This is a genomic window from Pseudogracilibacillus amylolyticus (SeqCode) (assembly GCF_051918545.1).
Lineage (GTDB): Bacteria > Bacillota > Bacilli > Bacillales > Amphibacillaceae > Pseudogracilibacillus.
The window spans coordinates 1-19,908 of record NZ_JBPPZG010000054.1; the positions used below are offsets into that span (position 1 = coordinate 1).

The following is a 19,908-nucleotide window of genomic DNA, read 5'->3' on the forward strand; positions in this document are numbered from 1 at the left end:
CTATTCAAATAAAAGGTTTATATAATAGTGGTATGATAGATATAGAATTAACCGGTAGGGGTTTGCCCTACAAAGGAGGATACGATGAGCGAAAATAATGCAGGTTGGGATGCAATTGATCAAGCGATGGAAAAGATTTATGGTGATCAAGAACCGAAACATTTCGGAACATTGATTTCATATCAGCTAGGCGGAAATGATCCTTTAGAAGGTATTAGTGTATACGACGCGAAAGAACCAGTTGAACATTGGCATTACGTGACATATGGATTTTCTGAACTGTTTGAAAAAGAGTTAGAGGATATGGAGTATAGTGGATATGGATTTGAGTTAACTTTTAGGTTGGAAAAGGAGAATAATGAAACCGAGCCACCGAACTGGCCTTTAAATCTATTGCAGAATTTGGCAAGATACGTATTTAATAGTGGTAATTTTTTTAGAAACGGGGATTATATGGATGCAAATGGTCCAATAAGTCTTGAATCAGATACAGAATTAACTGCGCTTGCATTTATCTATGATTCTGAGTTACCGGAGATAGAAATCCCAAATGGGAAGGTTGAATTTATTCAACTTGTCGGAGTAACAGCGGATGAATTAGAAGCTATGCAAATATGGAATACACTAGGTGTTTTACATGTATTCGAAGAGTATATGCCAAAGTACACTACTGATTTGTATCGTGAATCACTTCTTCGCCATTCAAAAATAGGGGAAGCTATTCAAAAAGGTAGCGAAAGAGAAGGATCAAATACTGGATTCTTATTTAATGACCAAGTCACATGGACACCAGCTAAAAAGTTTTTATTTAAAAGAACTCCTGCAGTGTTGACGATTGGTGCCAAGCAAGCAAAAACAATTGGAAAGATTATTAGAGGGCGTATCGTAAAAGGTGAACCACTTAGATTAGTAAGTAATGAAGCGACAGTTATTTTTATGTTTGAAGACGAGTTACAAGTTACAGAAAATGAAGACCAAATTGAGATTACTCTTAATGAAAATGCGGTTGAGCAACTCGTTGCACAACTTGAACCAATAGAAAAAACATTTTCCCTACCTTCCATAGAATCTGTTGTTTTTAAAATTGTAAAGACAGAACTGAAAGATTCAGATGGAAATGTTGTGGATACGATTGGATAATTGATAGGGTGGATAAATATGATTAAGATTAAAAGTCATTACTTTAGTTTACATGAGCAAAAGACAAGTAAGGTAACGAATAGCGGTTAATCGTTCCCCAATACGATGAACTCAGTAACCAAGGTAACGAATAGCATCTAATCGTTACCTAAAACAGAGAAACTAACGATTGAGGTAATGATAATGTAAAACACTTGTTTTTAAGGAATATTATTTTCTTGAGGAGTGTTTTTTTCGTTTGGGTGTTGAGGTCTTGGTCGTTGCTTTCTTGTATAATTTGTTTCAAAGACTTCGACAATAATAACGATTGTTCCAATTATATGATAATAATTTCAGGATAAGCTATTATTAATTTAACTAAAATTTTTGGAGACAGTCCCCAATAAAAGGATGTGAATGCGGTGTATAATTTTGGAATGTTGACACAAAGTGATCGAGATAAAATAATGGAATCTTTAGGTGAAGATCAAAAAAAGTTTTTGATGTACTTTTTAAAGCGGGGAAAACGATCGGCTTTTGCGAATATAATGGCAAAGGAAAAAGCAGGTTTTGGACAAGGACGAGGGGATACAGGGGACATAGCCAACCAATGGGAGTTGTTAGACTTTATAGATGCTGGATCAAATTGGCGAGATGAATCAACTTTATTTTGTGAGTGTAATCGAAAACTGAGATATCAATACGTTGTGCAAAATCGGAAGACAGATGAAGTGAAAAAATTTGGGATTACCCATTTTGAATTGCATACTGGAATACCTTCGTTTCTAGCTAAACAAATTTTAAAAGGATTGGAAAAAATAGATTTTGAATTAGATGAAGTTTTGCAAAAAATATCCAATGGTTGGGATCTAAAAGATGAAGGTATTTTCAATATCCCGTCTGAAATTGATATTCCTAATGATATACAAAATCATTTTGACTGTGATATACCTCTATTAGAAAGGCAAATTAGTAGGTTAAAACAAATGGTTTTAAATTTCGAGGTGGAGATGGAACGTAAGTGCAGGGAGGAACAACTTAGAGAACAAGAAAGAGTTAAAAAGGAAAAAGAATCTATTCTTGAAAAATTAAAACAAGAAACTGTTAATTCCGAATGGTGGCAAGGGTTAAGAAATGGAATAAATACTTCATTATCGGAAGATTTACAACTTGGCATTATCTTGTATTTAAGAGGTTTAAAAACGGATGTAGTAAAAGCAAGTGATATTTGTGATGAATTAATAAGCTATCACGGGGCTCCTAGTAATTTACTTCCAAGTGGAATGTATCGAATTTTTCCTGACGTTTGTTTATTTTTAGAAGAGCTATCTGATTTAGGTAGACTCAAATCTATTGAAAAGCGAGTCGGTCAAGGAGTATATCAAATAGTTGATCCGCATTTACTTGTATAATTTTGATGATTTTCGGGAGACAGCCTAGGGTAAAGCAATTAAATTCTTGAAAAATATAATAGGAAAGCAGTATTAAATAAATAAAAGAATTAAAACAATATTTAAAAATAGATGCCTGTTAATCAATTTGTTCATTGCATTAAAGTGGGGTTATTAACCGAAGAAACGATTTCCGTTCGATACAATCTAATAGCCAAGAGCAAGTAAAATCTAGATGGTGTTTACTGTTAGCTGTCGGTATATTAAACTAATGTTTATGAATATATGTTAGTCCTATATTAATAACAAACTTAAACACATCATTTTTAACGGTACGTCTATAAATGAAAATCAATGTTAATCGAGTTCAAGAAAATATAATTACGTCAATTTATAGTATTAAATTATTAGAGGATGTGAATGTATGAATACGATTAGAAATATTTACTGTGTGGGAAGAAATTATGTAGAACATGTGAAGGAATTACAAAATAAAATACCGGATAAACCGGTGATTTTTAGTAAAACAACCCATTCATTAGTAAAAGCTGATGGGTCTTTAATTGAGTTACCAAATAACAAAGGAGAAGTGCACTATGAAGTGGAGCTAGTTGTTAAAATGGGAGAAGATTATGCACCGAAAAAAGCAGTTGATCAACTTATTGATGAAATGGCGATTGGTTTGGATTTAACGCTAAGAGATGTTCAGCAAGGGTTAAAGGAGCAAGGGTATCCGTGGCTTTTGTCAAAAGGATTCCGAAATTCAGCGATTATTAGTGAGTTTATCTATTTCCCGGGGTTGGATGAATGTAAAAAACAAAATTTCTCATTGAGAATAAATGATAAAATAGTGCAAGAAGGTAATATTGCACAAATGATGTTTGATATGGAAAGTTTACTACGTTTTATAGGAGATAATTTAGGGTTGGGAAAGGGAGATATTATTTTTACTGGCACCCCATCAGGTGTTGGTCCGCTTAACAATAGGGATCATCTATCACTGAGATGGGGCCAGCAAGAACTCGGTAGTTGTACAATAGGATTAGAATGAGATAAACAAGTGTGCAGAAGCAGATCTGCTCCTGCTACGTTTATCAACTTTACTACTACATTACAAAAAACCTAATTAAAGTATGTAGCCCCACGACTGAATAATAGATGTGGGGTATTTGACTGCTTACTTTTCTGTACTACTTCTTTTCCCCCACCAAGTTGCGAGTAGTGGTCCTGAAATATTGTGCCAAACACTGAAAAGAGCACTTGGCACCGCAGCAACTGGGGCAAAATGAGCCAGTGCTAATGCGGATCCAAGCCCTGAATTTTGCATTCCTACTTCAATTGAGATAGCCTTTTGATCTTGAAAATCTAGTTTTAAAATTTTTGCTAGTAAATAGCCAAGTAGAAGTCCGAGTACATTATGTAAAATAACGACCGAAAAGATTAGTAATCCTGTCGTTGCAATCGATTCTTTATTCACAGCCACCACAGCAGAAGCTACTAAAACGATCCCTACTACAGACACGAGCGGTAAAACTTTCACACTTTTATCTACTTGTTTTTGGAATAATAAGCGAATCGCTACACCTAGTACAATTGGAATTAATACGATTTGGACAATGGAAAGAAACATATCACCCGCTGAGACTGGCAACCATTTGCTTGCAAATAATAGTGTTAAGCTAGGAGTCATAATGGGTGCTAAAATGGTTGAAATAGCGGTAACTGTAACAGATAAAGCTGTGTTTCCCTTTGCTAGAAATGTCATTACATTCGAAGCTGTTCCACCAGGACAACATCCAACTAAAATTACACCTACTGCCACTTCTGGTGGTAATTGAAATAAATTAGCTAAGGCAAAAGCAAGTAGAGGCATAATGGTATATTGTGCAAGAACTCCAATGAAAACACTTTTTGGTGCTTTCACAATCCCTTTAAAATCATCCACCGATAAAGTCAGACCCATGCCAAACATAATAATTCCGAGCAGTAAAGAAATATGGGGGGCAATCCAGGTAAAACCACTTGGTACAAAAAATGCCATGATTGCAAAGATAATAACCCAGATTGCAAACGTATTCCCAGCAAATTTACTTATATTCTCTAGCAACTTCATATACTTATTCCTCCCTTTTTTAGAGTTAATTTTTTCCAAAAGTTTTGAATTCTTTAATTGTATGATATTCAATTGAAGCTATATTACATAAAAAGCCGCTTAATCATATAAATATGTTTGCATTTGATATAGTATACTTTCAATCAACGGGGTTTGTTCTCGAATTAGATCTGAATCGTGATATGTTTATATATCTTGGGAAAATATTAATTTCATGTAATTCTGAACTTGGCCTTAAAAAAGATATACGTTTTGCTAATAAATAAAGCTGCATCCTTTATTGTCGGATTATACGGCTTGTTACGGTTGATATAGACATTTTATCCTATCTTAATTTAATGATCAAGACTTGTTCCATGTCCACAATAAGCTATTCAAAAATTAACATTACAGCTCCATGTCGGTGCAAAACGACTATGATTTAATTCTTTTCACGGTATATTATATTTACCCTGATATTAATTTCATAAATTTTATTTGACTTCTTTTTAGCTATAATATACCATTACTTTGTGCTTATAAATCTTTATATTTAGTTGATATGACAAACAGTTTAAGGACTACATAAAGCGAAGTCGAAAATTATAGATTTATCAGTATTTTGGACTGTACTACTACCAAATTTAGCTAATTTATACTCGTTATTAATTTGGCTATTCCATTTTTCATGGATAGCCATTTTGCTTTTCTCATTTAAGCATTAAGAGAACTTGTTTTTTAGATAGGGGTGAATGATATATAAGTATTTGGAATTAGATGAAAGTAGAAGGAATTTGTCCTTTTACTTTAGTCATTTTATTTTACAAGGGAAAGATTACATAAAAGCTATAGGATGAAAAATTAAAATGTACCCTGCAATGTGCTAAAAAATGGTTGATGAAGCAACTTATGCAGTTAAGACGTTCACGAACAATCAGATCCAAAAGACTTAAAAAAATTTTTAAACAAAAGTATATGACATCATCGAAAGGGAATAACAAATGAAAAAAATAAAATTAAATTCTATTAAAGCAAAATTAATTATAGCCTCTATCTTACTTTTAACGATCCCATTAATTGTACTAGGTGTTTTCAGTTATCAAAAAAGTACAAGCAGTCTAGACGAACTAGGTGCCATGAATTTAAAAAACAGTGTTGTAATGACAATTGAAATGATTGAGGCATTAAATTCTGAAGTGGAGAAAGGAAATCTTTCTTTAGAGGATGCGCAAGAAAAAGTAAAGGTTGCAATATTGGGGGAGAAGGATTCGGAAGGTCACCGTCCTATAAATCCGGATCTTGATTTAGGTGAAAATGGGTATATGTTTATTTTAGATGATGAAGGGAATGTTATTGCACATCCAACGATCGAAGGCGATAATACTTGGGATTCAGCAGATCCAAATGGAATTAAATCGACCCAAGAAAATATTAAAAAGGCAAATGAAGGTGGCGGGTTTACTTTCTTTTCATGGCCAATGCCAGGTGATGAAAATGTAATTGAACCAAAAGTAGCTTACTCCGAAAAAGACGATAATTGGGGTTGGACGGTGGTTTCTGGAACGTATATGATGGATTTTAATGCACCTGCGAAAGAAATTTTGAATATTATTTTAATTGTGGCGGGAATAGCTTTGGGCCTTGGGATTGTTATTATTTGGGTGTTCTCTAATACAATATCTAAACCAATTCGTCTTGTGGCTGAACGAATGCATTATTTAGCCAATGGTGATCTATCCCAGGAAAAAATAAATGTAAAATCAAAAGATGAGACTGGGCAACTGGCTAAAGCGATGAATGAGATGCAGGAAAAATTAAAAGAAATGATTTACAGTATTTCTAGTGCATCGGAAACAATTACAAGCCGAAGTGAAGAGTTAACCCAATCCTCTAATGAAGTTAAGGTTGGCTCGGATCAAATTGCTACTACAATGGAAGAGATAGCGTCCGGGTCTGAAACGCAAGCAAATAGTATTAGTGATCTCGCTTCTGCAATGCAAGTTTATGCACAGGATGTTGATAGAGCGAATGAAAATGGAGAACATATATATGATTCTTCCAGTGAAGTACTAGGAATTACGGATGAAGGAAGTCAACTGATGGAATCATCTAAACGTCAAATGGCTAAAATTGATCAGATTGTACATGAGGCAGTAGAAAAAGTACAAGGATTAGATGCTCAATCTCAAGAAATTTCGAAATTAGTTTCCGTCATTCAGGATATAGCCGAACAAACAAATTTACTTGCACTAAATGCTGCAATTGAAGCAGCAAGAGCCGGAGAACATGGGGCAGGTTTTGCCGTGGTTGCCGATGAGGTTAGAAAACTTGCAGAACAAGTTTCCGATTCGGTTACGGATATTACAGCGATCGTATCAAATATTCAAACAGAATCAAGTTCTGTAACCAACACATTGCAAGATGGATACAAAGAAGTTGAACAAGGGACAAATGAAATTGAAATAACGAGTGAGAAGTTCGATGGAATAAATAAAGCCGTTACAGATATGGTTACTAACGTTCAGTCTATATCTTCGAGTTTAACTAGTATTGTAGCTAATACCCAACAAATGAATAGTACAATAGAAGATATTGCGGCAATTTCAGAGGAGTCGGCTGCCGGAGTGGAGCAAACATCTGCATCTACACAGCAGACAAGTGCTGCAATGGAAGAAGTATCTGAAAGCTCAAATGAACTAGCTAATTTGGCTACAGAATTAAATGATTTAATCCGTCATTTTAAACTATAATGAATTTCCAAAAGTTTCCTACCCCTAATGAATAGGTAATGTAAAGCAAGCTTGTTTAAAGCCGTAAATTGTAAAAAGTTAGGAACTTTTCTGTATATGGACATTTAAATTCTATTGGGGTTGAGAATAGTAAAATTGAGTTTATAAATGATTAAGCACTAGCCGAAGAGCTTGAAGAATATTCAGAGCTAGAAGAATTATCATCCTATATATAAGGGCAGTTCCCCCTAAAAAAGGCTTTTTAATCAGGTAGTTTGTTTACTCAGCATGTATTTTTCCTCATATATTAATATCGAGATTTGTTTGATTTAATATATAGGGGAGGGAACTTAAATGAGTTGTGGATGTGAATCAACTTCAAGAAAACGTGATCGTGTTAGAAGAAACAGACATGACAGATTTATATGTGGAAGCCCAAAACAGGATGCTGAAAGAGATGTAAGAGATGAAAGCTATCGTCATTGTGGATGTCTTGATTGCAGACGTAGAAGAAATCAAGAAGTTTATTGATAATTGTGCGGGAACCCGCAATAAACGAGGCCGATGGGAGACAGCCCATCAGCCTCGTTTATTTTAAAGGGTTTGACTTCCTTCATAATTTTCCGTACAAAACAAAGTACTGGTTATTATTTTGTTCTAGCTTATATCCGTGCCAGCCATCTTGTAATAGTTTCTGCTGTTCTTCGATTTGATCAGTAGGAACTTTTTTTGTTTTGTTCCACTGGGGCTTTTCACTCTCTTTTATTTTCTTCACAAACACGTATCGTAATTTTCCACTGTAAATTTCAATTAATGCTCCCACCATCATCCCTTGGTTAAATTTATCTTTTAAGCTTGGAATATTAGACGGAGCAACTGTGCAACAAACATATTTAAAGGATGACGATTTATTTAATGTTTCCATAATCAGTTGCCCCAATTGTTGTTGTAGTCGGTTTCCACGGTATTTAGGATTCACCATCGAGATTTCTTGATAGATAATTTGATCCAATTCCTTTTCGAGCCCTACCGCTAATCCTAAATGTTCTTCATCGATAGGCGGAACCATTAAAGCTCTAAAGGCAATGAGTTCCTCTTCAATAAATGCTCCTAAGAGTAATCCTTTCCCATTTAAAATATATTGATACTCCTGTTCAGATAACGTTTGTCGTTTCTTTGTTCATTAGCGTTTCAGCTACAATCCGTTGCAGTTGAAGGATGTTATCCAAGTCATTTAAAGCTAATTTTCTTATTGTATAGTTTGTTCCATCATTTAGTATTCCGTTATAAATCGTACTCACTTCCATTTTGAATTAGACCGCTTCTTCTTGATTTTTTAGAGCGTTCATTTCTTCTTGTGATAATTTAGCAATGGTCCAGTCGGTGAATGCCAAATTTATTGAAATGATCGGGACGGTGAAATTTAATATTGCATAAGGCGCATAGGTAAATGCGTGAACACCTGATGTTCCAAAAATAAAAACACCACAAGTGTTCCATGGAATAAATACCGTGAGCTCTCTCGCTGTTACAGGCTGAAACTCGTTAGAATCCGTCTACAGTGGGTTCTTTCTCATTTTTCAATGAAAAAATTGCTGTAACTCGTTTGCAGGCAACTCCTTCTTTTCATTGATATTTACTCCTGCACAAGTAAATAGATAGGGAAGAGTGTTAAAAGGATTTTTCCCATTTTTTTTTAAGTTCATGTCTCTTTTTGTGACAGTCTTTCTTCCTCTTTATCCTTGAACACGGATATATAAATGACTATAAATAGGACAAGCGCGCTACCGAGTAGTTGATAGCCACCAAAGGGTATTTTTAGCCATGCTACTGAAGTGATAATAGCTGCTAGTGGTTCAATCGTTCCTAGTAAACTCGTTTCTTGAGGTTGTAAATATTTTAGACTTTCAAGATAAAACCAGAATGCGATCATTGTACCGAATAAAATGACAAACATTAAAAATAATACCGTATCTATCGTCCATCCTGTAGTATCAAATCTCCACGGCGGATGGATGATGCTCATACCGATTCCCCCAATGATCATTGCCCATCCGATTACATTAAGGGATCCCCATTTATTCAGTAATTTTCCAGCATAAAGCGTATAAAAAGCAAGAGAAACTCCAGATAGAACTCCCCATATGACGGCAGAAAAAGGGACTGATATTTGCTGGAAAGAACCATTTGTAAGCAATAAAAATGTTCCAACGAATGTAATTATCACTGCGATGAAATCTTTTCTTTTAAGTATACTCGCTTTAGAAAGAGCTAGATAAATGATAATGAATACTGGTGCTAAATATTGTAACATCGTAGCGACGGCGGCGTTTCCTAATTGAATAGAGGCCATATATGTATATTGAACGGTCAGCATTCCTAATAATCCGAAGACAAAAAGCTGAACAACCGCTTTTTTGTTCGTCCAAATTTGAAACACTAGTTTATTATTTTGAGAGAAATAAGCTAACAGAATCATGATAAATCCTGATAGTAGTAAGCGAACTGCCACGAGCCACTCAACAGAAAGAGTATCTACTTGAAATAATCTTTGTGAGACAGTTCCGCCGATCCCCCAAAATGTAGCTCCCAAGATAACTAATAAAAATCCTATCCAACGAGGTTGTTTCGTCAATTGATTCAGCCCTTTACAAATAAAAAAATGATGACAATATTGATAGTATGAACCATAAAAGGGGGAAGTAGCAAGTGGAGTTTAATAATTGGTTACAAAAATATTCGGATACATTAAATGGATAGTAACAAATTTAACACGGATTACTGAAGTGTCTCTTTTGTTAACAAAGGAAACTGTTTAAAATGAAGATGGAAAAGGAATAATTACTATGGACATTTGGATCGTTAATCATTGGAAGGATAATGATTATGATGTTAGCATGTGCTTTTTAAATCTACTTTAGGAGGTAAATATGGTAAATAAAATTATCGATTTTCTTATAATGAATATTGTTGGACTCATTCCGGTTGTTTTTTCTCTTTTAACTATTTTTAGTCGGAGTTATTTAAGTGAGTTTCGTACTGAACTGGATTCGATTATGGAAACGAAAACTTCTAGATTGAAAGCAGATTACGGTAGAGCGCTTTTAATTGGATTTTTAATTACACTTTCTGTTTCATTTGTTGTAATGAATGACTATAATTTATCTTTTAGTTTGGAATACGTGTTACTGATAATCATTTGCGGTATTTTTGTATATTTATTGCAAATTTTTATAAGAACATATTTATTAATGAGCAGGGAACGGGTTGGAAAAACGAAAAAAATATTTAATAGAGTTATTAAATTAATAGCTTCATTTAATTTTCTAGTTTGGTTTTTAGCGGTCTTTTTATTTGCTGTCATAATTGATTATCAGAAGTTAGATAATCCTGAAGTTGTTATTCTTATACTCAGTTTATTTTTCCTTAATACATTTTTTATTATCATATCGATGATTATTGCAACATCAACTACTACAACTCGACTTAAATTTAAAATATATAATATTCAACCAGATAAAATAGATGAAGAGTTGAAAGAATTATATATCGTTGTATTTCTAGATGGAGAACGTGTATTAATGAGCAAAAAGGAAGAGGAGAATGTTTATTTAGGCAGTAAGCCGTACTATATTTATTATCCCGCTTCTCATAGGTTGCAAAATATTTATATAGACCGTGGCGCAAGAATGGAAAATATTAACTGAAATAGCTCAATTGTAATGATATCGCTGAATTAATTTTAAAATCGCTGAATAAAATCCCGAATCGCTGAATCAAAACTCGAATCGCTGAATTAATTTTAAAGTCGCTGAATAAACTCCCAAATCGCTGAATTAATTTTAAAATCGCCGAATAAACTCCCAAATCGCTGAATTAATTTTACAATCGCTGAATAAAACTTCGAATCGCTGAATTAATTTTAAAATCGCTGAATCAAACCCCAAATCGCTGAATCATCCACCGCTACAACATTGCCGCCACCCTCCCCTCGCTTCCCGTATGGAGTTTAAAAAACAAAAGAACAGTTGAAAGTTCGTTTATATCGAACTTCCAACTGCCTCGTTACTATTTATTAAGTTCAGATTCTAATGCATAGCCAAATTGATATAACGTTTCTTCATCCCCGTGTCGACCAATGAGCTGGACGCCAATCGGGAGTCCACTTTCAGACATGCCACAAGGAACAGATAATGCAGGATTACCGGAATAATTAAATGGCGATGTCAGTTTTAATAATGCATATTGTGTCGTTACAGGTGTACGATCGATTGTTACTTCTCTTTGATCAATATTCGTTGGTAATATTGGTAATGTTGGAACGAGCAGTATATCGACATCATCGAATAGTTGATTAAATTTAGAGATTAATTTATTTCTGTTCATTTGTGCTTGCACATATTCATATCCACTAACTTGTTTGCTAGCTATTAATCTATCATATACTTCTTCATCAATTTGTCCTTGATAGCTTTCCAGAGAGTCAGCATGAACTGCAGCTGCTTCCGCTTTAATTGTTATAGCCTGGGCGTCGGCTATTTCTTCTATACTGGGCACGGATACTTCCGATACATTCGTTTGTAAACGTTCAAAAACATGGACACATCTATCAAAAGCATCTTTTATTTCCTGATTTACTTTGGTGAAATAGCTGTTCGTCGCGATACCGATTTTTTTATCCTTTACATCTTCACCAATTAATCTAGAGTAGTCTTTGTTTTCCTCTGTATGAAGGGAAAAATCGTCCTTTGGGTCATAGCCTGCTATTATGTTTAATAACAATGCATTATCTTTTATATTAGACGTAATAGGACCGATATGATCAAGCGTATAGGCTAGGGGAAATGATCCCGCCTTACTAACCAGACCGAAAGTTGGTTTCATTCCGACTACTCCACAAGCGGAGGAAGGAATTCTAATGGATCCACCAGTGTCTGTCCCTATAGAGGCTAAAACCATATTTGCGGCAACGGCAGCTGCTGAACCACTGCTTGATCCCCCAGAGATTTTTTTTAGATTATGTGGGTTTCTGCACGCTCCAAAGTAGGAACGGTCACCTACTGGCCCATAAGCAAATTCATGCGTATTTGCTTTACCAATAATAATTGCTCCGGCCTGTTTTAATTTTTCTACAACGGTTGCATCAAAAGCAGGGATAAAATGTTCATATATTTTGGAACCCATTGTTGTTTTTATGCCCTTTGTATAGATTAAATCTTTAATCGCAATGGGAATTCCGTGCAATGGCCCTCTTATATGACCAGTCATTAATTCTTCTTCTAGTATTTTTGCACTTTTTAATGCATCCTGTTCCGAAATAGTTATAAAAGAGTTGTTGTCCGGATTTTTTTCATAAATATTTTTTAACGTTTCTTTTACCACGTCTACTGGAGAAACTTCTTTATTCCTTATACATGTGTTTATATGCATAATATTCATTACTAATCTCTTCCCTTACGAAATCGTTGCGATATTTTTCTTTGTTCTTTTCCCTGGTTTAACAAAAATCATTGCTACCATACCGATAACTGACGCAACTGCTGCAGCTGTAAACATCGATGAGTACCCAAAACTTATAACAAGGAATCCAGTTAAAGTAGGTGCGATGATTGTGGCAGTATTTGTTATAAAATGGGTAATTCCTCCATAAGTTCCCGCTTTATTTGGTTCCGTATCAATGATGACAGACCAATACACAGAGTTTGGTAACGAGTTAAAAGCGTTTCCAATGGCCATAAGAACCATTACTCCAACAACTGTATTCGCGGTAGGGATAAGCATAAAACAAATAGCAGTTAATAATAATGAAACTACTGCTAAACCTGACCTTGCAATTCGCAGACTACCTGTTTTCATACGTAAATAATCTGATATTTTTCCGCCTAATAATACTGTAAAACAGGCACCAATCCAAGGAATCATTCCTAAATACCATAGCGATGATAACTGAAATCCAAATTCATCTTGTAGATATTTTGGCGTCCAAGTTAATAAAAGAAAATTAATATATTGGAAAGCAAAATAGCCTAAAGCGTTAAAAACTAATGTTGGATTTCTAAAAAAGTGATGCCATTTTATTTTTTCTTCTTCATTTTCCTCAACCAATTGTTCATCAGGAAGTAACGCATCCATGGAGCGGATTTTTTCTAGCTCTTCTTTCGTGACCTTTTTATGTTGCTCTGGTAGGTCGGTAAACATTTTCGACCAAATAATGACCCAAATAAGTCCTAAAGATCCTAGAAGGATGAACATCACTTTCCAACTAGTGATGGATAAAATCAAGACTGCTACAGGAGCGGTTAATAAGGCGCCTAATGGTGTACCTAACAGGCCTAAAGATACCGCAAATCCTCTTTCTCTTGGTGTGGCCCAATTAGCTACAGTTCTGTTTATCGTTGAAAATGTAGGCCCTTCAAAGAAACCAAACATAATGCGGACAACGGCAAATCCGGCAATAGCTGAACCACCGAATAGGGCAATTCCAATTTCTCCTGCAAATGCGGTGACTACAACGAAGAAAGACCATCCAATTCCAATGAGAATCCAAACAAACTTTGGTCCTTTTTTATCTGCAAGCGCACCTCCAAACAGCGCTCCGAATAAATAACCGTAGCCGAAATAACCAAGCACTGCTCCCCATTCAACGGCACCAAAACCATATTCTTTAATAATATACTCTTGAGCATATGAGATTGCTCCACGGTCAATATAGTTAATAATAACCATTAAAACCATCATAAATAAAATATTATAGCGATAACTATGCTTCATTCGTAAAAGCCTCTCTTTCTTTCTTTGTTAGTTAAATTAATTTTTGTTACGTCATTCGTTGAATTACATTTGTAAACCCTCCCAACTTAAAATGATCGCAATTCTTATAATATACATGCAAGTTACATGCCAAGTTTAACTTAGGGTTTTTAAATTACTTAATATATAGCCTTTGTTGAATGTTTATCCAAGTTAGTGTAAAATAACAAACACTAAACTATGCAAAAATGCATACGAAAAAATGCATTTTTGCATTTTGGAAAGAGGAATGACATTGATGGATGAATTTTCTACCGTATTACTTGATTCAGCTATGGATTCATTACGTACCGGATTTATTATGACAGACAAGGATGGTATTGTTCAATATATAAATAACAAAGGTGCCGTGCTGCTTAATAGTGAAAAGATAGATATTTTAGGTAAATCTATTTTTGACTTTGTTCCAGCGTTAAGAAATAGAACCTCTTCTGAACAGTCGCAATTTTTTCACGAGGTGTATTATGGAAACAGTAAGCTGTTTTTTAATTATTCACCCCATTTTTCGAAAGGTGAGTTAGTGGGTGCCTCCTTTTTGTTTAACGAGGAAAAGTATTATGAAGTTTTCTTAAAAAAATTAGACTCCTATAAAAATTTGAATCACGATTTAAAGGCAATTTTTGATATATCATACGATGTTATTTATGTGTCTGATCAACATGGAATTACGTTACGTGTTAGTTCTGCATGTGAAAAGCTTTGGGGTAAAAAAGAAGAGGAGTTAATAGGGAAAAGTGTATATGAACTGGAAACGATAGGGATATACAACCCATCGGTTACATGAATTGTGTTAGAGAAAAAAGAAACTGTTTCTATTATTCAAAGTACTCGGACTGGCAGGCGTTTAATGGTTGTTGGGACGCCAATAAAAGATGAGAATGGCAAAATTATTAGAGTTGTTAATGCCTCTAGAGATATTACCGAAGTTGATCGCTTGCAATCCAAACTAGATGAGACAAAACAATTGATGGAAGGATATAAAAAAGAACTTGAACATTTAAGGAAAAAAACGCTTGTAAATAATAAACTTATCTATCAAAGTGTAGAAATGGAAAAGGTGATTTCTTTAGCACATCGAGTAAAAGATGTCGATTCCACTGTACTCATTTATGGTGAAACAGGTGTGGGGAAAGAAGTAATCGCTAATTATATTCACCAATCAAGTGAACGCTCCGATAAACCATTTATAACAATAAATTGTGGTGCTATCCCAGAAAATTTGCTTGAATCAGAATTGTTTGGATATGAAAAAGGGGCTTTTACAGGTGCGATGAATCAAAAAAGAGGATTGTTTGAGTTAGCGAATGAAGGAACATTATTTTTAGATGAGATCGGTGAAATGCCATTAAATTTACAAACAAAATTATTACGTGTTTTACAAGAGCAAACTATTATTCGTGTGGGTGGTACGAAACAACTTAAAATTAATATTCGACTAATAGCAGCGACGAACAGTAATTTGTATGAGGAAGTAGAAAAAGGTAATTTTCGTGAAGATTTATATTATCGATTAAATGTCATTCCAATTAACATTCCGCCTTTAAGGGAAAGGAAGGAAGACATTCTTTCTCTCATACAATATTTCGTCCATTTATTTAATGATAAATATAGATTTTCAAAAACATTTTCAAGTCGTGCGATAGAACTACTTCAGCAATACCATTGGCCAGGCAATGTTAGAGAATTAAAAAATATTGTAGAAAGACTAATTGTGCTCACTGAAAATGAAAAGATTGATGAAACGGATTTAGATAGTTTGCTTTTTCATAATTCAGGGGAACGACAGCCAAAAGATGACGTAATCGTTAATGAAATCATTCCTTTCAAACAGTGTATAGAAAAAGCGGAGAGGCAATTATTGCTGTTAGCAAAGGAAAAGCATGAACATACAACAGAAATTGCAAAAGTTTTGCAAGTGAATCAATCAACGATAAGTAGAAAATTAAGGAAATTAGGGATTGAATAATAGTTTATGAAAAATTAGCCATCAAATATTGATATATTCAGGTTTCTTGAAAATCTAGAATTGAGCAGCTGTTTTGTTAAGTGAAAAGATGCGTAGTGGCTTGTGGCGAAGATTGTAAAAGGTTTGGTGGCTGTTTTCAAATAATAAAAGGCACAGTATTCTCGGTAATTGCTGTGCCTCCTCCCCATCATGCTAAGTGACTCACTAGTAAGACGACAGCATATAATCTTCGAGTTAACTAGTATCGTTCGTTGCCAATAGCCAACAAATTAATAGTACAATAGAAGATATCGAACAATGATTAGAAAATTGGCCGGTCGGTTTTTTCCGCTTTCAAGGACAGTGTGGTAACAAATGGGAGGGGCTGGAACTTCATAATTGGAACGAAATGAAGTTTAACGAGTCATTCTAGTAAATGGAAGGAGAGGGCGTGTGAATTTTAATTTAATAATTGTAAACTAGTGATATGATGGATGAATACAATCTTTTTAGAGCTTGGAGTGATTCTATTGAAGATTATTATCATAGGAACTGGAATTTTAGGGGCTAGTGTTGCCTATAATTTATCTAAATATGATGGTATAGAAACAGTTATGATTGACGGGGCACAGCATGGGAAGGCTACTACTGCTGGAGCGGGAATTGTTAGTCCGTGGACATCAAGTGTAACCGATGATTCATGGTACCAAATTGCCAAAAGAGGGGCTGCCTATTATCCTGAACTAATAACGTCTTTGCAGGATGACGGGGAACGTGAACTAGGGTATAAAAAGGTAGGAGCGATTTGCATCGGAACTAATCCGGAAAAATTGGCTGAAATAGAAAAGAATCTAATACTTAAAAAAGTGGATGCGGCTGAAATTGGGACAATTCAAAGATTAGGAACTGAAGAGACACAAAAGTTGTTCCCTGTTTTGCATGAAGATCTTCAATCTGTTTTTATATCTGGTGCTGCTAGGGTGGATGGAAACCTTCTTCGCAATGCGTTAAAACGAGCCACAATCCGAAATGGTGGACAATTTTTGGAAGGTGAAGCAACCTTATTACATGAAAAGCGAAGAATTCATGGCGTTATAGTTAATGGTAAGGCTATTCATGGAGATCTAGTAGTAATTGCTGCGGGAGCATGGGCCGGAACTCTTTTGGAACCATTAGACATTCAGCTTCAAATAGAGCCGCAAAGAGGACAAATAGTCCATATCAAACTTCCAGATATGGATACAAGTGATTGGCCGATTGTACTACCGATGTCTAGCCATTATTTATTAGCTTTCGACGATTCCCGTATTGTTGCTGGAGCGACTAGGGAAACTGGATCCGGTTTTGATTATAGACAAACTGCCGGTGGGATCCACGAAGTTTTATCAGAAGCATTAAAAGTTGCTCCCGGATTAAAAGATGGAAAACTAGAAGAAGTGCGGATTGGATTCCGTCCAATGGGATTAGATATTACCCCGACCATAGGCATGATTCCTTCTTTGGAAGGTGTTATGCTTTTAAATGGTTTGGGCGCTTCGGGATTAACGATGGGGCCTTATGTTGGTAAGCTAGCAGCATCCCTAATCATGAAAGAAAAAATAGATATTGACATTTCCCCATACGACCCAAAACATGCAATTTTATGAAATAATCGAGAATACTTGTGATTTCAATCCTAGGATGAATCGGCTTTGATTGAACAAAAAAGCGAAGGCGCAGTCCCCTTCAAACTGCGTTAGCAATTAGTGGGGGAAGTTCACTCATGGCTTTAGCTATATGACATGCAACCGGCATATGTTCCCCAGGAAATTCTGGTAGCGAAAGGTTCAAAAGAGGCTGACTACCGCCCTGTTAGGAGCGAATTTTCATAAAAGTAAAAAAGCAAATCATGGAGTATGTTCTATGATTTGCTTCTTTTGTTTCTTTCGGCCTTGGTAATTGGTGCCGAATACCCCGGCGATGATGGCGATTGCTCCGATAATATGGTAGTAATAAATGGATTCGTTTAAGAAAATGATTCCGGCAAAAATAGTAATTAATATAGAAATATTATTGAACACGCTCATTCTAGCTGCTTCAATTTGGTTTAGGGCATAATTGGATAAAAAGGATGTAAGAAATGATGCCAAAATGCCTAAGTACATAATGGAGAACACGAATTTAGGGCTCGCAAGTGGTAGAAAAAAACTGCCAAGTGAATGGTTGAATATATGGTATACAATCGCAAGGCTAATAAATGAAATAAACCCAATAAAAGTCATATAATATGTTAATGTGAATAGGGGATACTGCCTTGTTAAATTTCTTGCTAAAACATTATAAATGGCGATGGAAAATGTAGATAATAAGATTAGAATAATCCCCGCCCAATTATATGATTCGACATTAACACCGTTCATGACAAATATGTACATAACACCCACTACTGATAAAGTAATCGAGATTATTTTTAGACGTGTTGCGCGTTCTTTCAGTATGAGTGAAGCTAAAATCAACGTGAAAATCGGGATGGTTGCTTGTAATATTCCCGCTTCAGACGTTGTAATATAAACGAGTCCAATTACTTGGAAAAGGAAAAATAATGTCGGGTAAAAAATTGCTAAAGGAAGAATCTTCCGAAAGTCCTTTAGGCTTATTTTATGTATTTTCTTTGTGAATATGTTGATTAACGCCGCAACCAGAAAGGCGGCAGTAAAACGATACGCTAAAAGATCGAGAGTATTAGTTACGGTTAAAGAAATTTTTACAAATAAAAAAGAGAACCCAATGATTGATGCGTATCCTAGTGCTGCTGCATATGCGTTGACATCCGATTTTCTGTTAATATTGTTTTCCCCCTTAATGTGTTCTGTTTCATTTTATTATAACATTATTTGATATTAGTTAATTCAGAAATTTTTGGTGTGCTCAGTTTATTGTATGTTGATGTAAAATTCGCTGCTTAATTATAGTAGTATAGTGTGTGGACGATAGTATTTTTTTGTCACTTCGCATGAAGAGCGAGCGACTCCGCATAATATTTTGCCACCCAGCATGTTGAGGGATTGACTCTGCATAATATTTTGCCACTCGGCATGTTGAGTGACTCCGCATAAAATTTTGCCACTCAGCATGTAGAGTGAGTGACTCTGCATAATATTTTGCCACTCGGCATGTTGGGTGAGTGACTCTGCATAATATTTTTCCACTCGGCATGTTGAGCGAGTGACTCCGCATAATCATTTACCACTCAGCATGTTGGGTGAGTGACTCTGCATAATATTTTGCCACTCGGCATGTTGAGTGACTCCGCATAAAATTTTGCCACTCAGCATGTAGAGTGAGTGACTCTGCATAATATTTTGCCACTCAGCATGTTGGGTGAGTGACTTTGCATAATATATTACCACTCAGCATGTTGAGCGAGCGACTCCGCATAAAAATTTGCCACTTAGCATGTCGAGCGAGCGACTCTGCATAAAAATTTACCACTCAGCATGTTGAGTGCGCGACTCCACATAATTTTTACCACTATTGCTCGCCTTCAATCTCTGATAAAAAACTAAAAAGAACCCTATCTAATCTAGACAGATTGTGACCCTGATGGAGATACACATCTGGTAATTTATCCCACGCTCAGGTGAGGTACAAATTTATTGAACAATTGTTGGTTTGTTAGGAGTGAATTTTTCCAAAAAAGCAATAATGGGGATGTACTTCATTCTCACATCTTCTATTTTTGCGTTATAATAGGAGAGGTTAAAATTTTTGTTATTGCATCATGAAGGAGAGTATTAATTTTGGCAGATTCTTTTTGGTCACTCATTCCGCCGTTATTGGCAA

14 protein-coding genes and 2 pseudogenes are annotated in these 19,908 nt (G+C 35.2%); 9 read left to right on the forward strand and 7 right to left on the reverse strand.

The features are described 5' to 3' along the window. Nucleotides 1-84 precede the first annotated feature (84 nt). From ACPYKA_RS08145 to ACPYKA_RS08155, 3 genes are all read left to right on the forward strand, one after another. A complete protein-coding gene (locus tag ACPYKA_RS08145) occupies nucleotides 85-1,140 on the forward strand; it encodes a suppressor of fused domain protein (protein WP_479541837.1) in 1,056 nt (351 codons plus the stop codon). Between the two features lie 401 nt (nucleotides 1,141-1,541). Continuing rightward, complete coding sequence (locus tag ACPYKA_RS08150) at nucleotides 1,542-2,531, forward strand: DUF3895 domain-containing protein (RefSeq protein WP_479541838.1); 990 nt, start codon at nucleotides 1,542-1,544, stop codon at nucleotides 2,529-2,531. Between the two features lie 403 nt (nucleotides 2,532-2,934). Then, nucleotides 2,935-3,561: a fumarylacetoacetate hydrolase family protein gene (locus tag ACPYKA_RS08155; protein WP_479541839.1), complete on the forward strand. Its 627-nt coding sequence runs from the start codon at nucleotides 2,935-2,937 to the stop codon at nucleotides 3,559-3,561. Between the two features lie 126 nt (nucleotides 3,562-3,687). On the opposite strand, the gene ACPYKA_RS08160 is transcribed toward ACPYKA_RS08155, so the two are convergent. Beyond that, nucleotides 3,688-4,623 (reverse strand): bile acid:sodium symporter family protein, encoded by a 936-nt coding sequence (locus ACPYKA_RS08160; protein WP_479541840.1) that lies wholly within the window; start codon nucleotides 4,621-4,623, stop codon nucleotides 3,688-3,690. Between the two features lie 980 nt (nucleotides 4,624-5,603). Between ACPYKA_RS08160 and ACPYKA_RS08165 the strand changes: the two genes are divergently transcribed. Both ACPYKA_RS08165 and ACPYKA_RS08170 read left to right on the forward strand, forming a co-directional pair. Beyond that, nucleotides 5,604-7,352: a methyl-accepting chemotaxis protein gene (locus ACPYKA_RS08165; protein WP_479541841.1), complete on the forward strand. Its 1,749-nt coding sequence runs from the start codon at nucleotides 5,604-5,606 to the stop codon at nucleotides 7,350-7,352. A 333-nt stretch (nucleotides 7,353-7,685) separates the two neighbouring features. Then, entirely contained in the window at nucleotides 7,686-7,862 is a 177-nt protein-coding gene (locus ACPYKA_RS08170) for a hypothetical protein (RefSeq protein ID WP_479541842.1), read from the forward strand. Between the two features lie 82 nt (nucleotides 7,863-7,944). Here the strand turns inward: ACPYKA_RS08170 and ACPYKA_RS08175 are convergent. The 3 genes and pseudogenes from ACPYKA_RS08175 to ACPYKA_RS08185 form a co-directional block, all read right to left on the reverse strand. Beyond that, nucleotides 7,945-8,632, reverse strand: a pseudogene (locus ACPYKA_RS08175) (GNAT family N-acetyltransferase). Nucleotides 8,633-8,644: 12 nt separating this feature from the next. Then, a pseudogene (locus ACPYKA_RS08180) lies at nucleotides 8,645-8,845 on the reverse strand (Na+/H+ antiporter NhaC); the annotation flags it as partial. A gap of 188 nt (nucleotides 8,846-9,033) precedes the next feature. Further along, the gene (locus ACPYKA_RS08185) at nucleotides 9,034-9,975 is read right to left on the reverse strand and encodes a DMT family transporter (protein WP_479541847.1); all 942 of its coding nucleotides are present in this window, start codon (nucleotides 9,973-9,975) and stop codon (nucleotides 9,034-9,036) included. Between the two features lie 286 nt (nucleotides 9,976-10,261). On the opposite strand from ACPYKA_RS08185, the gene ACPYKA_RS08190 reads away from it, so the two are divergent. Further along, on the forward strand, nucleotides 10,262-11,038 hold the full coding sequence (locus ACPYKA_RS08190; protein WP_479541843.1) for a hypothetical protein: 777 nt from the start codon (nucleotides 10,262-10,264) through the stop codon (nucleotides 11,036-11,038). A gap of 361 nt (nucleotides 11,039-11,399) precedes the next feature. Here ACPYKA_RS08190 and ACPYKA_RS08195 read toward each other — a convergent pair whose 3' ends face one another. Beyond that, on the reverse strand, nucleotides 11,400-12,770 hold the full coding sequence (locus ACPYKA_RS08195; protein ID WP_479541844.1) for an amidase: 1,371 nt from the start codon (nucleotides 12,768-12,770) through the stop codon (nucleotides 11,400-11,402). Between the two features lie 15 nt (nucleotides 12,771-12,785). After that, a complete protein-coding gene (locus ACPYKA_RS08200) occupies nucleotides 12,786-14,102 on the reverse strand; it encodes an MFS transporter (protein ID WP_479541845.1) in 1,317 nt (438 codons plus the stop codon). A gap of 277 nt (nucleotides 14,103-14,379) precedes the next feature. On the opposite strand from ACPYKA_RS08200, the gene ACPYKA_RS08205 reads away from it, so the two are divergent. The 3 genes from ACPYKA_RS08205 (at nucleotide 14,380) to ACPYKA_RS08215 (ending at nucleotide 17,732) form a co-directional block, all read left to right on the forward strand. Beyond that, the gene (locus ACPYKA_RS08205; protein WP_479541848.1) at nucleotides 14,380-14,925 is read left to right on the forward strand and encodes a PAS domain-containing protein; all 546 of its coding nucleotides are present in this window, start codon (nucleotides 14,380-14,382) and stop codon (nucleotides 14,923-14,925) included. 3 nt (nucleotides 14,926-14,928) lie between these two features. Further along, on the forward strand, nucleotides 14,929-16,107 hold the full coding sequence (locus ACPYKA_RS08210; RefSeq protein WP_479541846.1) for a sigma-54 interaction domain-containing protein: 1,179 nt from the start codon (nucleotides 14,929-14,931) through the stop codon (nucleotides 16,105-16,107). 500 nt (nucleotides 16,108-16,607) lie between these two features. After that, nucleotides 16,608-17,732, forward strand: a complete 1,125-nt coding sequence (locus tag ACPYKA_RS08215) for an NAD(P)/FAD-dependent oxidoreductase (RefSeq protein ID WP_479541849.1) — start codon at nucleotides 16,608-16,610, stop codon at nucleotides 17,730-17,732. Nucleotides 17,733-17,972: 240 nt separating this feature from the next. Here ACPYKA_RS08215 and ACPYKA_RS08220 read toward each other — a convergent pair whose 3' ends face one another. Continuing rightward, nucleotides 17,973-18,911: a DMT family transporter gene (locus ACPYKA_RS08220; RefSeq protein WP_479541850.1), complete on the reverse strand. Its 939-nt coding sequence runs from the start codon at nucleotides 18,909-18,911 to the stop codon at nucleotides 17,973-17,975. Between the last annotated feature and the right edge of the window lie 997 nt (nucleotides 18,912-19,908).